General features: G+C 46.2%; 13 protein-coding genes and 3 pseudogenes. 5 read left to right on the top strand and 11 right to left on the bottom strand.

Translation table 11 applies throughout. The annotated features are described in order from the left end of the window. The 3 genes and pseudogenes from GRP75_RS06785 to efeO form a co-directional block, all read right to left on the bottom strand. Window positions 1-633, bottom strand: a pseudogene (locus GRP75_RS06785) (iron permease); the annotation flags it as partial. 24 nt (window positions 634-657) lie between these two features. Beyond that, complete coding sequence (gene efeB, locus GRP75_RS06780) at window positions 658-2,022, bottom strand: iron uptake transporter deferrochelatase/peroxidase subunit (protein WP_160788915.1); 1,365 nt, start codon at window positions 2,020-2,022, stop codon at window positions 658-660. Window positions 2,023-2,026: 4 nt separating this feature from the next. Further along, entirely contained in the window at window positions 2,027-2,905 is an 879-nt protein-coding gene (gene efeO / locus GRP75_RS06775) for an iron uptake system protein EfeO (protein ID WP_160788914.1), read from the bottom strand. A gap of 305 nt (window positions 2,906-3,210) precedes the next feature. Here efeO and GRP75_RS06770 point away from each other — a divergent pair, with 305 nt between their 5' ends. Beyond that, on the top strand, window positions 3,211-3,438 hold the full coding sequence (locus GRP75_RS06770) for a helix-turn-helix domain-containing protein (protein WP_007431813.1): 228 nt from the start codon (window positions 3,211-3,213) through the stop codon (window positions 3,436-3,438). Between the two features lie 216 nt (window positions 3,439-3,654). Here GRP75_RS06770 and GRP75_RS06765 read toward each other — a convergent pair whose 3' ends face one another. Both GRP75_RS06765 and GRP75_RS06760 read right to left on the bottom strand, forming a co-directional pair. Beyond that, on the bottom strand, window positions 3,655-3,903 hold the full coding sequence (locus GRP75_RS06765; RefSeq protein ID WP_160788913.1) for a hypothetical protein: 249 nt from the start codon (window positions 3,901-3,903) through the stop codon (window positions 3,655-3,657). 533 nt (window positions 3,904-4,436) lie between these two features. Continuing rightward, window positions 4,437-4,688 carry a hypothetical protein gene (locus GRP75_RS06760; RefSeq protein ID WP_160788912.1) on the bottom strand — a complete coding sequence of 84 codons (252 nt, stop codon included), beginning with the start codon at window positions 4,686-4,688 and terminating at the stop codon, window positions 4,437-4,439. Between the two features lie 491 nt (window positions 4,689-5,179). Between GRP75_RS06760 and GRP75_RS06755 the strand changes: the two are divergent. The 3 genes and pseudogenes from GRP75_RS06755 (at window position 5,180) to GRP75_RS06745 (ending at window position 6,836) form a co-directional block, all read left to right on the top strand. Continuing rightward, window positions 5,180-5,661 (top strand): annotated as a pseudogene (locus GRP75_RS06755) (hypothetical protein). A gap of 141 nt (window positions 5,662-5,802) precedes the next feature. Next, entirely contained in the window at window positions 5,803-6,294 is a 492-nt protein-coding gene (locus tag GRP75_RS06750) for a hypothetical protein (RefSeq protein WP_013311697.1), read from the top strand. 155 nt (window positions 6,295-6,449) lie between these two features. Further along, window positions 6,450-6,836 (top strand): hypothetical protein, encoded by a 387-nt coding sequence (locus tag GRP75_RS06745; RefSeq protein WP_202404018.1) that lies wholly within the window; start codon window positions 6,450-6,452, stop codon window positions 6,834-6,836. A gap of 74 nt (window positions 6,837-6,910) precedes the next feature. On the opposite strand, the gene GRP75_RS06740 is transcribed toward GRP75_RS06745, so the two are convergent. From GRP75_RS06740 to GRP75_RS06725, 5 genes and pseudogenes are all read right to left on the bottom strand, one after another. After that, entirely contained in the window at window positions 6,911-7,525 is a 615-nt protein-coding gene (locus GRP75_RS06740; protein ID WP_226887829.1) for a methyltransferase domain-containing protein, read from the bottom strand. Window positions 7,526-7,648: 123 nt separating this feature from the next. Further along, window positions 7,649-7,780 (bottom strand): annotated as a pseudogene (locus tag GRP75_RS30435) (putative RNA methyltransferase); the annotation flags it as partial. A 244-nt stretch (window positions 7,781-8,024) separates the two neighbouring features. Further along, window positions 8,025-9,380, bottom strand: coding sequence for a dipeptidase (locus GRP75_RS06735; RefSeq protein ID WP_160788911.1), 1,356 nt, complete (start codon window positions 9,378-9,380; stop codon window positions 8,025-8,027). Between the two features lie 188 nt (window positions 9,381-9,568). Beyond that, a complete protein-coding gene (locus GRP75_RS06730; RefSeq protein ID WP_023990044.1) occupies window positions 9,569-9,745 on the bottom strand; it encodes a YjfB family protein in 177 nt (58 codons plus the stop codon). A 56-nt stretch (window positions 9,746-9,801) separates the two neighbouring features. Continuing rightward, window positions 9,802-11,781 (bottom strand): methyl-accepting chemotaxis protein, encoded by a 1,980-nt coding sequence (locus tag GRP75_RS06725; protein ID WP_160788910.1) that lies wholly within the window; start codon window positions 11,779-11,781, stop codon window positions 9,802-9,804. A 164-nt stretch (window positions 11,782-11,945) separates the two neighbouring features. On the opposite strand from GRP75_RS06725, the gene GRP75_RS06720 reads away from it, so the two are divergent. Then, complete coding sequence (locus tag GRP75_RS06720) at window positions 11,946-12,362, top strand: hypothetical protein (protein WP_160788909.1); 417 nt, start codon at window positions 11,946-11,948, stop codon at window positions 12,360-12,362. Window positions 12,363-12,577: 215 nt separating this feature from the next. Here the strand turns inward: GRP75_RS06720 and GRP75_RS06715 are convergent, their stop codons facing one another. Beyond that, window positions 12,578-13,705, bottom strand: coding sequence for an SGNH/GDSL hydrolase family protein (locus GRP75_RS06715; RefSeq protein ID WP_069080435.1), 1,128 nt, complete (start codon window positions 13,703-13,705; stop codon window positions 12,578-12,580). Window positions 13,706-13,807: the final 102 nt, after the last annotated feature.

Genomic DNA, 13,807 nt, shown 5'->3' with positions numbered 1-13,807 from the left:
GCGAATAGGCTCAGCTTGCATGGAGATGCGAATGAGACTGATTTTAGTTTCGAGCGAACTGTATACCGGAAAATTGTCCAAACGAATCGGTGTTTCTACCTGATACCAGGCTTTGACGATTCGATCGTAATCCACCCGGGCAGCAGCCCAATCGCCTTTTTGCATGGCGGCCAGACTGCCCTTCGCCATGGGAAGTAGTTTTTCCGCTGCTTTGGCTCCAGCCGGGGCTGGTTTGTCCCCTTCGGCAGCAGTGACGTACTCATTGACCGAGCGCGCCAGCACGGATAAGGCAGCTTTCGCTGGTTCCCCGCCGCCACTGGCGAGTGTCTGCTCCGCATCGGTGAGTGCTTGATCTACAGCCGCGATGTGAGCTGAATCTCCGCCATTCGTTTTGGCGGCCTCCCACAGCGTGCGGAATTCTTTCAGATCCTTGGAGGCTTCCGTCCATTGAGCTTGTCCCGCCTCCACCAGCGCTCCGCCCACCACAGGCATTAGCTGATCATTGGTGACAGCTTTGGCATTCGTTTGTGCAAAAGCGACCGACCCGGAGCCGGACATGAACGGAGTGACGGTCAGCAGCAGAGCTGTCACCAGCACAAACACCCATCCCAAGCTTTTATTGCGCCGATTCATATAAATCCCCTTCCTTGCCTGCTGCTAAAATAACGTATCCCCGATGTAGCCGCCTTGCGATACACCCGGGAAGCAGGCGAACACCGCACTGCCTTTGTGTACAATGTATTCGTTCAGCTTGTCATTGCGTGCAAGCTTCTCCTGAATATGAACGAACTGCTTGAACAGATCACGCTGGTAGCTGATGAACAGCAGTCCGGCATCCAGCTGCCCTGTTTGCTTGTCCAATCCGCTTGAATACGAATAAGACCTCCGCAAAATATTAATGCTCCCGTCCCCATGAGCCAAAGCCACATGAGAGGTGGGAGTCGTAACTGGCTTGCCTTCCAGATTTTTGGCCGCCCGATCAAGCTTGTCGAACTCCTTGACCTTACCGAGTGGGGCCCCGCTGTTGCGATGACGTCCAAAAGTATCTTCCTGGTCGCCCAATGTGGAGCGATCCCACACCTCTACCCGCATGCGTACACGGCGTACAGCCATATAACTGCCGTTACCCATCCATGCTGGTCCGTCACTGGTCTGTGTCCACACCAGCCGATTCATCTCGTCTGCCTTGGAGGTGTCCGGGTTCCCCGTACCGTCCTTGAAGCCCAGCAAATTGCGTGGTGTGCTTCCCGCGGGATCGGCCTGTGCTGTTCGCTGGAAGCCTTCCTGCGTCCAGCGAAGCACCGCCGTTCCTCTGGCGATACGCGCCAAATTACGCAGGGCATGGAAAGCTACCTGCAAGTCATTGGCACATACCTGCACTCCGATATCGCCGCCGCACCATTGCTCCTCCAGGGCATCCCCTTGAAAACGGGGCAGCTCACGGAACTCGGCAGGTTTAAGCCCTGCCAGGCCGTATCGTCCATCAAAAAAGGATGGGCCCACACCAAAGGTGATCGTCGTGCGGGATGGCGACAATCCTGCCGCCTCGCCCGTATCGGAAGGAGGGAGGTTGAGATTTTCATTATCGTTGCCAAGCAGCACGCCAGAAGTCATTGTAGCACTTGCTTCCGTCCAGGCTTTGAAAAGGTTGCGCACCTGTTCCTTGTCACTGGTTGTTAGATCGAAAGCAGCGAAGCAGATGAAATCCTGCGCCGGAGTCACAATACCTGCCTGATGCTTACCGTAAAAAGGGATTACATCTTTGGTATCCGCATCCGTCATCATGCTTTCGAGGCGTTGACCGGCTGACAGCACGGCTCCCACGCCCCCGCCGCCAAGCAGGAGGCCTAGTCCACCTACCCCGGCCAGCTTCAATAGGTCTCGGCGTGATACGGATTTGCTTTTTCCTGACGACTCATCTTCCACTAGCTTCGCATCCTTTTTTACCAGATCAGCCTGTTCATTATGGGATTCCGCATACTGCGGCTTTTCTTGCCCTTTTTGCCGCTTAAAGCCTTTCATATCATTACACTCCTAACAATTTCCCCATTTGGGACAACGGTTCTGCCAAGGCATCGAGGTTTTGGCTCAGCTTTTTAACTTCTTCCGGTTTCAGTTTTGTATACGATACATAGCCTTCTCCGTCTTTAAAAGGAGCCAACTCCTGCTGTAAGGCCGCAAAGCGCTCACCGATTTGTTTTTCCAATGCCGCATCTTTTTGGTTCAGATCTGTTTTCAAAATGTCATATATCTTTTGCGCGCCTTCTACATTGGCAGCAAAATCGTACAAATCCGTATGGGAATATCGCTCCTCTTCACCCGTTACCTTCGAGGTAGATACTTCATTCAACAACTCGACTGCACCCGTTACCATCAGGCTGGCGTCAATATTAACTGTTTCTACTTTGGCACGCAGCAGCTTGGCATCACTCAGCAGTCGGTCGGAAAACTCGTCCATTCCTTTGGTTGTGTTTTCTTCCCATAATGTTTTTTCAATACGGTGAAAGCCGCGCCAATCCGCTGCATCCACATCACCGTCACGTGCATCAATATTCGGGTCAAGATCACCCAGCGCCTCTGCAATCGGTTCAATCCGTTCATAGTACATACGTGCAGGGGCATATAGCGCCCTGGCTTTATCCAGTTCGCCAGCTTTGACCGCGTTCGTGAATTCTTCTGTCTTCTTCACAAACGTATCGCATTGCTCGATAGCATAGGTTCGGTAAGCGGCTACCGCTTGATCAAAATTGGGAGCAGAAGCGGCAGGAGTCATTGTCTGTGTTGTGGCTCCTGCATCTTTGGTCGTTGCGGCAGGCTGCTGAGTAGCAGTTTCGGTTTGCCCGCAACCTGCGAACAGAATAGAAGAGATCAGCACTCCGGCCGGTACGGCATAACGTAGTTTCATAATCAATGAACACCCTTTCTGGCCAAACTGGCCCTGAACCATAGTCTGTTGCGCGATATCTATATCGAATTTTTATTTTGATAATGATTATCAGTCGCGGTTTTTCTTATCATAAGGCTGGCCCATATGCCTGTCAATACATAATTTAGACACAAAGTCCAACCCATCATTAAAGCAGCAAGTAAGGTGCCTATGCCCATTTTTATCCGCATATTGAACCATACCCGAGCACATGACATAAAATGTGTTGACTGTATCCCTTAACCTTGTTACACCACACAAAACCCGAGCAAGGAGGGGTGAAATTGACGAAGGGTAACGACCACAAAAACAAGTTTTTGTTAACTCACCGTGAACGTGAAGTATTTGAACTGCTCGTGCAGGACAAAACAACACGTGACATCGCCGGACAGCTATTTATTAGCGAAAAAACGGTCCGAAACCATATTTCCAATGTGATGCAAAAATTGAACGTAAAAGGTCGTTCACAGGCGGTCGTGGAATTAATCAGGCTTGGCGAATTAAAAATCTGACCTCTCGTTCCTTGCGGGGTACAAAGTCTTCTCGATGATCCTTCGACAGTGAAGGGTGGTCGGGAAGGCTTTTGTTTTGTGGTATGTTAGCTGATCAAACCTAGTAAGTTTATTCTATATTTCAAATTGAGGAGAGAAGCTGGGAAATCTATTGTAAACGTAAAACAAGCGAGTGTCATAGCAATGGACATTCGCTTGTTTTGATCGTTTTTTAGTTTAATAACGATAATCCTGAAGCTGTTCCTGGCAGTTATCTATTCTTGCTAGCTCTGATTTGGGATAGCCCAGTCGTTTTGTTTTATTACTGCACATCCAGCAGGAACAATGGATTTTTCCTTTGGAGAATACACCATCAAATTTGACGGCCCATCCCCGGTGTGCTGAAAGCCGTTTTTTACGCTGAATAACACGTTTTCTGTGGTGCCTAAAATAAGCTCGATACCGATTTTTTTGATTAGGTTTCATTACCATCACGCTCCCTTGGGCAAAGGCTCAGCCCGCAGGAGAAACCAAGGGTATAAGTAATACTTCTACGGGCTGAGCATGATGGTAATCAGATTTAAAGGAAGAGACATGTGGCCACCTGCTTGGAATTATTTTAAAGGTGAAAGTGGGGAGTGGATGTTCATTAAATCAAAGTCAACAATTAATTTTGTTTTTAGCATAAAATCAATGCCTAATATGCCATCAAATCCATACGGCTCTTGAATAGAGCTTAGTTGAATTGGAAATGTATCTAATTGAATATGCCCGATTTTTAGATGAGGAATTACCTGTTCGTAGCAAATTTTGTGCCGCCCACCCCGTACATCCGCTTTGCTCTCCCGTTAATGAAATCAATGTGAATGCCGATTTGGGCTAGTAAATCCGTATCAAACACTGTTGCAGCGCACCCTGTATCGAACAATACGTTTGGTAATAGAGCAGTTTGGTTGTGATGTCAAAAAAAGTTAAGGAAACAATTGGCAAACCATTATGGAGGTTAATCTTCATGTACGCTACCGTACTCCTGAGAAAAACTCTTCTACAACCTCGACATCGGATCGACTGGTATGGAACACATACAGTTCGCGTGACGGATACAGTTTGTGAAAATGTTTATACCCGCTCCAAGCATCTTTCGGGTTATCGTAATCCTGAATAACCGCCATGTCTTCAAGATTGCGCACGCGATTATTGGAACTGGCTTTTATAGCCTCAACCAACACAAATCGCCTCGGATGTGATTCGGCAATTTCTTCCCATTTCATCGACTTCACCTCGCTCTTTTTGCTTTATTTTATTATAACATAATCGGGGGGACGGCAAGGAAGCAGTAACCTCTACCATGTGATCAGTCCCGTAACCCTTTTAAAAAGGATGAAGGCTTTTGTTTTACAGAATAACCGCTGAAATATGTGGGAATTTGCGTGTAAATGATGTACTATATATAGAAGGAAGAAACTACCATTAGAGATCATAGTGCAACTAACAGGAGTGATCAAAACATAAGACTGTACCACAAAGTTATACTAAGATAGAAATGCATCTGGTGATAGTCTAAGAATATAAATCCCTACAAAGCAGTATTCAGCATGACGACAGGATGGAAGATGGATCAGGTTTTGAGCTATACTTTTATATATAGGTGTTGAAGAACAATCACAAGGCAGAAAAAGCTCATTGCTTCAGGTAGTAGGAAGTAGCTTTTGCCTAGAGCTACCTGTGGTATATTCTTGATCGGAGGTGAACGTTAAGACATATGACACCCAACCAACACTTGATGACTTATACGCTGAACAGCGGTATAAAGGGAACTGTCGACCTACCAGTAAGCAGGTGCAGGAATGGATCAAAGCATATCGAATTGGCAGCAAGTTTGTAACGGTTGTGGGAAAACAGTATTTTGGTTTAAACCCTGAGTTGGTAGCAGATTTCAAGGTACATAATGAATACTCGGAGCAGCGAGAACACATATCCATAATACAGCCTGTAATGGAACGCAAAGCTGTAGAGCTGGACCCACTGGTAGAGGCGTACAGCCAGTATAAAACATTAATTCAGGTAGAATGTAAATGTGGTGCTTCCTATATAGAAGAGTCACCGCATAAAAGAACCAAGTGGTCATGTAAGGAGTGTAATAACATTGTGTTCCTGGATCGTAAAAAGGGCATGGTGGATACGGATAAAGGCAAAGCGTGGTACATGACCAACAAATACTATGTGGAAAGACAAAGCAATTGACAGATTGTCAGTTGCTTTCTAACTATACACTCACACCTCTTATGTGCTTACCGAGCTATATTAAGTCTTTTGCCAAATAATAAAATTGATGTTTTTTGCGCTTTGTAGTACATTATCAAGTGTATTATAAGGAGGCTTCTCATGTACGGACATAGACAAGATGATACTTTATACATCATGACTTACACATTAAATAGTGGTATCAAGGGCACAGTGCCTTTGTCTAATCAACAGATACAGGAATGGCTTGAGTGTTACAGAATTGGCAAAAAATTCGTAACCGAGATCGGCAAAGAGTACTTTGGACTGCATGCGGAACTGGTGGCTGATTTTAAAGTGCATAATCAGTATTCAAGCTATCAGGAGGTTATTATCCCGATTCAACAGCCGGACACTGGCCTAAAAGAGTTGTCCCAGGCTTACAAATCAACAGAAACCTTAATTAAAGTAGATTGCAAATGTGGTACATCGTATGTAACAGAATCTCCCTTTAAGCGGACCAAGTGGTACTGCACCAAATGCCGGGAGATTGTTTTTCTCGACAACAAAAAGGGAATGGTGGATACTTCCAGAGGCAAGGCCCATTATATGACCAATAAGTATTTTGTGGAACGGGAAACAACTGGCGTATAAGCCGGTTGTTTTTTTGTTCGTAAGGTTTGTACATGTCCTGACTTTTCAAAGCCGATTGCGCTATAGTGAAAAAGGGGAAAGATAAATCTTGATATAACGATAGTCAGGTGGTGAACGTCATCCGGGAAGATCATACGAATGGTGCAAGAAACCGCATGAGCACGAACCATGTGTACATAAACGAAACGCTTCATTTGGAACAAATCATAAGTGACCTGCGGGTGATGGGCTATGTGGCTTTTCATCATCATCCGCAAATCACAGGTGAGATTGATGAGCTGGAGGCGTTAAAAAAGCAACTATTATCGTTTTTTCAACAGCATCATGTATTGTGGATTGAGCTTGATCCGCTAACGCAATATGTGGTGGTGAATAACATGGGGAAGGCAACGGTGCTCAAACTCATTGGTCGGAAAATGAACCCGCTACGGGATCTGAGAGCAAACGCTGCTTTGGCTGGACAGCCGCTGCATGAGTTGGATCGGGAGATAGAACGGCTCAATCGGCTAGCTCACCTGTTGCGCTACACCCGTTTTTCTTAAGCGACGGGACTAACGTAAAAAAAAAGCATTCACGAAGCATGGATGGTTCCATGCTGTGAATGCTTTTTAGTATTCTATTTTTTACCGCATAAGATGAGCAAATCTACTGTGACATACGGTAAATTTATTTCCTGCACTTGCTGCCAGTCTGCTTCCGTAGCTCCCCACGATAAGGGAGTCATATGGAGCAAAGGTTTCATGAGGTCGGCATTTAACATAAAACGATAGGTTAACCGTTCGGCGGATAGAAGTTTAAAATGATCTTTAAATCGGCTTAATATATTGTCATTCGAATAAGCAGGCTTATTCTTTTTCTGTTCATACAAGCATCTCAATTCCCGAAGATAATATTGTTCGGGAATGACCTTCAGGACGCAGCCGTCCTCCGAAAGGATTCTTGTAAATTCAGCATAATTAGAAGGGGATAAAATATTGAATACACCGTCAAATTGTTGATTTGAAAACGGACAATGAGCCAGATCCGCAACACACCAGAGGGTATGAGGATATTCTTTGGCTGCGGCCACAATACCTTCTTTAGACAGATCCATACCTACGCTTGTAAGCTCAGTGATTCCCTTCCAGGTCAGCTTATCCTGAATGTGGCTCAAATGAGTGCCTTCCCCGCAACCTGCATCGAGCAAGTAAAGGTGTGATTTTTGATCAAACAGTGGCTTCATAAATTTCATTATAGTGCTGCTTATCGCTTCATTTAAGGGATCGAAAAATCCGTTATTGCACATCATTCTTCTGGAGGAAAATAGTTGTTTATCATATTTAGTCTTATAGGACCGGGCGGCTAAATGTAAATACCCGTATTTTGAGAGATCATAGCAATGCTGATTCGTACATAGGAGGCTTTTACCTTCCACCATACGCATCGGTTGAGAGCATAGAGGACACCTAAAGAGATGTTGATGCTTTCCAATTAGGTCAGCCTTCATCTCGTGTTTATTCCATTTGGACACAGAAAAGCACCCCGTTCATTCGTATTTGGTGAATGAAAAAAGGCACAGCCAAATAGACCCAACCCATTTTCGGAAAAATGGTTGAGTTTTCATGAACTGTACCTCACATTACCGTAAACGAATAAACTGAATAATCATATTATGTAGCGCTCCTCAAAAAAAAATAGAAAGGGCTTTCGCCCTCTCTATTGTAACTTAGTCATAAGAAGTTGTCATGTGCTTACACCGATTTCAAAAACTCTACAATCGTCAGCAGACCCTTGTCAAAATTGTTCAAGTTAAAATGCTCGTTTGGCGCATGCAGGTTCTCATCTGGCAAGCCGAAGCCCATCAGCACGACTGGGGCAGTCAGCACACGGGAGAAGGTCTCCACGATTGGGATAGAGCCTCCATCCTTGGTAAAGAGGGCACGCACACCGTATACCTTCTCAAAAGCATCGGCCGCCGCTTGCAGAAACGCGTGTGACGGGTCGATGTTAAAGGCGTTCGCTTTTTCACCCTGTTGAATATCCAGGGTAGCTCCTGCTTGAACATGGGCGCGCAAATGGCGCTCGATTTTGTCCAGAATGTCTTGCGGATTCTGGTTAGCCACCAAGCGGCACGTGATTTTAGCATGAGCTTCTTTTGGAATGACCGTTTTCGTGCCTTCCCCTTGGAAGCCACCGTATACGCCGTTCAGCTCCAGTGTCGGACGTGCCCCAACACGCTCAACGAAGCTGAATCCTTCTTCACCATAGAGAGAATCAAGTGCAAGATCTTGTTGCAGCTTGCTCTCATTGAAGCCTTGCTTCACGAATTCTTCTCTCATCTCTGCCGATAATGGAGCAACATCGTCGTAGAATCCTTCGACGCTTACGCCGCCTTTGTCGTCATGCAGGGTTGCCAGCAAGGACACCAGAGCATGCAGGGCATTCGGCACCCCGCCACCGAAAGAGCCGGAATGTAGATCTGTGTTCGCCGTGTGAATGGCGACTTCCAGTGAACATAGTCCACGCAAACCTGTGCAAATGGCAGGCTTCCCTTTTTCGATCAAGGAAGTGTCGGACACCAGTACAGCATCCGCGGCCAGACGTTCAGCTCCAGTTTGCAAAAACTCAAGCAAGTTCGGACTGGAGACTTCTTCCTCACCTTCAATGCAGAATTTGATGTTCAGCGGCAATGTGCCTTCCTGCTTCAAAATGGCCTCAACTGCCTTAATGTGCAAGAAAACCTGCCCTTTATCATCTGTCGCTCCGCGCGCATACAATTTTCCATCACGGATGGATGGCTCAAACGGTGGCGTTTCCCACAGGTGAAGCGGGTCTACGGGTTGTACATCATAGTGTCCATACACGAGGATCGTTGGTTTACCAGGTGCGTGCAAATGATCCGCATATACCAGCGGGTGCCCTTTGGTTGGAATGATTTCAACGTTTTCCAGACCGGCAGCAGTCAGTTTGGCAGCCAGCCAATCAGCTGCTTGGTTAATGTCTTTTTTGTGCTCCGATAATGCTGAGATACTCGGAATGGACAACCACTCCTGTAACTCGCCCAGTTGTTGCTCTCTGGCTTTTTCAAAATAATCAGAATATCTCATAGACTATGTATCCTCCTTTTTCAATGTAAATCGTGTGAATGTTGCGCTATCCTCCGAACGAGGTCGTGGACGATATGTCTAGTTTACTACGTTTTGTGCTGAACGAAAAATAGGGAGATAAAAAACGATTCTACCCGGGTCTGTCCAGACCTGAGCAGAATCGCCCTTAACCAAGCATATGGATGTACTTATGCGCGAATGTCCAGTTGACCGCCAAGATGAGGCTGTACGCTTTTTTCCATCATCTGCACTAAAGCCTGTCCTTGTTCACTGGCCTGATCCTTAGCCATACTTAATACCTTCACACTTACGGCTTGAGCTAAGCTGGCCTGACTCATACCTGTTGATAATGCTGCGATATCCATGTTCCAACCCTCCCTCATTGTGAAGACTCTTTCTCTGTATTTATCGGTTGGAACGGTTATTTTGTTTCATCTAATTGGAATTGTGTCAGTAAATCTTGAAGCTGCTCCGCCAGACGGGTCAAATCTGCGGCAGACGAACCGATCTCTTCCATGGAGGCGAGCTGCTCCTCTGCGGCTGCGGACACGGTCTCCGTATGGGATGCCGCTTCTTCAGCGATGCGTGTAATTTCCTCCATGCTGCTGACGACTGAACTCGTTCCATCTGCGACTCCAGCGGTAGAAGCTGCGACGTTATCGAGCTGCTTCGCTGATTTGGCTACCGCTCTACGGATGCGAGAGAAGGAGCGACCGGATAGGTCAATGGAATTAATACCATCACTTACGCGTTCCTTGGCGGATTCCATAGCGATCAGGGCTTCAGATACACCGCTCTGTATCCCTTGAATCTGTTCACGAATTTGTTGTGCGGAATAAGCTGAGTTTTCAGCCAGCTTGCGGACCTCTGTCGCCACGACAGCAAAACCTTTGCCATGCTCGCCTGCGCGTGCTGCCTCAATAGAAGCGTTCAATGCGAGCAGATTAGTCTGGCTGGCGATTTCCGTAATGACGGTGACAATCGTTCCGATTCGTCCAGAACGGTCACTCAAAGCACTGATGATGGTATCCAGTTCTTCCACGGTAGTGCGAATGCCATCAATGGAAACGACGCTGTTGCCGATATGCTCGCTGCCTGCATCCGACGCCTGAATGGCCTGTGCGGAGTAAGTGGTCATTTCAGCCATGGTTTCAGTCATAGTGGTAATGTCTGTTGCCATGCCGCTAATCCGTTCCTGATTATCTTTAGCGCTGCTCACTTGGCGTTCGCTGCCTGCAGCCACATCTTGAATGGCTATGGTCACATGCTCGATAGCCCGGGTCGTTTGTTCTGCACCTGCTGCAAGCTCTTGCGAGGATGCCGACAAATTGCCTGTCATCGCTTGAATTTCTTTAATCATGTTACGCAGGTTATCTACCATTTGTTGAAAATATCTTGATAATTCACCAATTTCATCTGTGCTGGTCGTAGCTACGTTAATCGAAAGATTACCTTGGCTGATGGCATCCATAGAATTACGTAATCTTTGGATGGGCTTAAGTATACTGCTGATTAGCCACATTGCGAGCACACCAATGATGATGGCTGCAATCATCAACACGATGATCGTCGTGATAAGAATCGGTTGGGCGGAGGCACTGGTTTCTGCTTTGTCCATCGTTCCAGCAATTCTCCAGCCTGTCAGCGTATTGGTTTTGAAAATCAGGTGTTTATCTACGCCATTAATATCGTAACTAAAGCTACCTTCTTTGGAGGCAAATAATTCGGGTATCGTTTCCCCCATTTTGGTACTTCCGCTGACTTCTGTCGGGTGGGTAACGATACGTTTGGTACCATCTAATATCATAATATAGCCATTTTGTCCGATTTTTAAATTTGTGATTTCTTTTAAATTATTTAGGTTCAGCGAAAGACCGAGAACACCACTGTTGTCAGGAAGTGTACGTGAAATATATACAACGGGGACCTTAGCCGTATTGAGTCCGACAGGGCTGATTACGGTTTGTCCGGGTTTCTCCATGGCCTGTTTGTACCACGGACGTTCACGAGGGTCGTTTGTGGAGCCTACGGCTTTGCCAATAATGAGTTTTCCTTCGGGAGTTCCTACAAACATATCAACAGCTTCCGCATGCATTTTTAAATACACTTGTAACCTTTTCAGGATGTCTTCATCTGCTTCGGCACTGTTATCACTAGCCGTCATCGTCGTAGAGTAATATTCGAGATCAGCGATTTTGGCTTGAATCGTTTGAGTAACTGCACGATCGGATGCGGTAACGCTAGTTGTCGCACTATCGAGTAATTGGCGGTCCGTCTGTTTATATGCTGCTTGATAAGAAAAAGAACTTACAATAATGCTTGGAACAAGCATGACCAGTAGAAATGCTGCTGTCAATTTCTTGCGTAGTGTTAATGTTTTGAGTCGTCTCAGTTGTTTCATCAAACCCCTGCTTTCTATCTACATATTCATTTCTAATATTTATACCATATGTATTTACTATCGGTTATTTTGAGCTGAATTGATAGATTTATTACTAATTTGTCCAATACGCTAAAGAATTTCTTGCATAGCATGGAGTATCTTGCAATTTGGAGGGATAAGGTATGGGTTTTTTTCTGGATATGAGAAGCTCCACCAATTCATCAAAAACAGGTGAGGGTCCCGATATACAGCTGGGTCCTATACCGGAGCGCTTCGGTTTGATCACCCTGCGGACCTTTCTTGTGCCGGGTCCGATTGTAACTTTTAGTGGTTCCATTGGTCTGTTCGGTGAGCTTGGCGATACGTATGCGGTTGAAATCGTGCGTGGAGCCGACTATGATCCGAGTGAGGTAGTCTACCGCGCCGAGGGGGTACTGGGCGTGACTGGTTCTAATGAAACGCAAGCTTTTAATGCACAGGATCTGTCTGCTCCCTGGGCAATACAAACAGTATATTCTTCTTATATTTCTGGTGTATCGACCACTGTTCGTAATGGTCCAGAGGTATTCACGGGCATTGCTTCGACTCCGTTTTTGTAAATATATCAGGTAATTATTTCTATAGTAAATGCTCGCTGCCTGTTCGTGGTTCTCCTAGGATAGTCCGCTGCGCTAACTAGCCACGAGCATAGACAGACATCTGCTGCAGACTCGTGGCTATAATTCTCAACAACAACACCCAGAGCACAAATGACCTAGTTGTTGTAATTTCCTTTATGAGCGTGTTCTACAGAGTTGATTGTGCTTCTCGGATTCTATTTCTTTAGAATCTCTCGCAAATACACTGTCAACTCATCTGCTGCTTTGGCATGGGCGGAGAGCCCGGGATGGCTGCGAGATCCTATCGTTTCTTCCGTCGTGTTAGGCAGTTGGAATACAGACACATTCCGATCCCTCGTTTTTTTCTTGTACGCGTCTACCGCTCGGTAGATTGAGGGCATCATCGGAGTACCCAGCATCCCATAGGCCCACACAATATGGGCAGCAGGATTGCAGGTCCGAAGCTTGACAAGAAAACGTTCGATAGCGCTTTCAAAAGATTGTAAATCTTCTTCATTGAATGTGCCGTCCTCGTTCAAGCGTTGCTTGTACACTTTCCCGCTTGCTGGGTCCGTCCATGCAGGAGAATAAAAGGCTCCCCCGTCATTAGTCCCCAAATTCACTACGACCACGTCCGGCTGCCATGAGGTAAAATCATAATCTGAAAATGCCCCTAATGCTTCATTTCTCTCACCGGTCAGCACACCACATATCTGCTCATAATATGCCGGTATGTTCGCATGCGGATTATTATCCCAGCTTGTTAGGACACCCCATCCGCTTTGTGATAACACTCGGTAGTCCGCATTTAGTGCTTCGGCTGTTATGGCTGTATAATTGCGTAGTGCTGTGAACAGCATGGGAACCCAGTCTGTCTCCTCCTTCGCTCCAATCGTTCCTTCTCCCGAGGTAATGCTGTCACCGATAAATTCCACCTTGAGGGGCTTATCAGTGACTGGCAGCAATTCCCCATCAACCTTCAGGGCATGAATTTGCAACAAGCAGCGCGAGTCCGAACTCATAGGCTGGACATCCTTGACCACACGGACATTTTTGACCGTGTCAGGGTTCAACCCTCTCAAAAGACAGATCCAATGTCGTCCTGCGGTCACCATCAGGCGACTCATCGGAACCCCATTGATGACAATACTGATCCAGGGTTCAAACACCTGGTAATCGGCCTCAATTTCAATCCACAGCTCTGAGCCTTTGATATTCAATTCAATGCCACTGCCTGTCCAAAACAGAGTAAGAGGTGTACGTGTTTGCGTAGTTCGACCATGAACCTTTACATGCTTTGCTTTTGTAAGTGGATATGTCTTCAATCTCTTGTTATGTGACATTTCAACATCCTCCTCATAATTTCTAAATGAATGCTAGTTTCTGTAATATTGTAAAAGAAGTGACAGGAAATCTCAAATTCTATTTCTAAACAAGCAAGGGCC

The sequence above is a fragment of the Paenibacillus sp. OT2-17 genome (genome assembly GCF_009827695.1).
Classification (GTDB): Bacteria; Bacillota; Bacilli; order Paenibacillales; family Paenibacillaceae; genus Paenibacillus; species Paenibacillus polymyxa_B.
This window is presented reverse-complemented; position numbering and strand designations above follow the sequence as displayed.

Excerpts from the sequence above, each read along its gene's own strand:
- GRP75_RS06720 (WP_160788909.1), top strand. The coding sequence starts at position 11,946 with ATGGGTTTTTTTCTGGATATGAGAAGCTCCACCAATTCATCAAAAACA.
- GRP75_RS06765 (WP_160788913.1), bottom strand. The coding sequence starts at position 3,903 with ATGAAACCTAATCAAAAAAATCGGTATCGAGCTTATTTTAGGCACCAC.
- GRP75_RS06740 (WP_226887829.1), bottom strand. The coding sequence starts at position 7,525 with ATGAAATTTATGAAGCCACTGTTTGATCAAAAATCACACCTTTACTTG.
- GRP75_RS06750 (WP_013311697.1), top strand. The coding sequence starts at position 5,803 with ATGTACGGACATAGACAAGATGATACTTTATACATCATGACTTACACA.
- GRP75_RS06735 (WP_160788911.1), bottom strand. The coding sequence starts at position 9,380 with ATGAGATATTCTGATTATTTTGAAAAAGCCAGAGAGCAACAACTGGGC.
- efeB (WP_160788915.1), bottom strand. The coding sequence starts at position 2,022 with ATGAAAGGCTTTAAGCGGCAAAAAGGGCAAGAAAAGCCGCAGTATGCG.
- GRP75_RS06760 (WP_160788912.1), bottom strand. The coding sequence starts at position 4,688 with ATGAAATGGGAAGAAATTGCCGAATCACATCCGAGGCGATTTGTGTTG.
- efeO (WP_160788914.1), bottom strand. The coding sequence starts at position 2,905 with ATGAAACTACGTTATGCCGTACCGGCCGGAGTGCTGATCTCTTCTATT.
- GRP75_RS06715 (WP_069080435.1), bottom strand. The coding sequence starts at position 13,705 with ATGTCACATAACAAGAGATTGAAGACATATCCACTTACAAAAGCAAAG.
- GRP75_RS06725 (WP_160788910.1), bottom strand. The coding sequence starts at position 11,781 with ATGAAACAACTGAGACGACTCAAAACATTAACACTACGCAAGAAATTG.
- GRP75_RS06730 (WP_023990044.1), bottom strand. The coding sequence starts at position 9,745 with ATGGATATCGCAGCATTATCAACAGGTATGAGTCAGGCCAGCTTAGCT.
- GRP75_RS06745 (WP_202404018.1), top strand. The coding sequence starts at position 6,450 with ATGAGCACGAACCATGTGTACATAAACGAAACGCTTCATTTGGAACAA.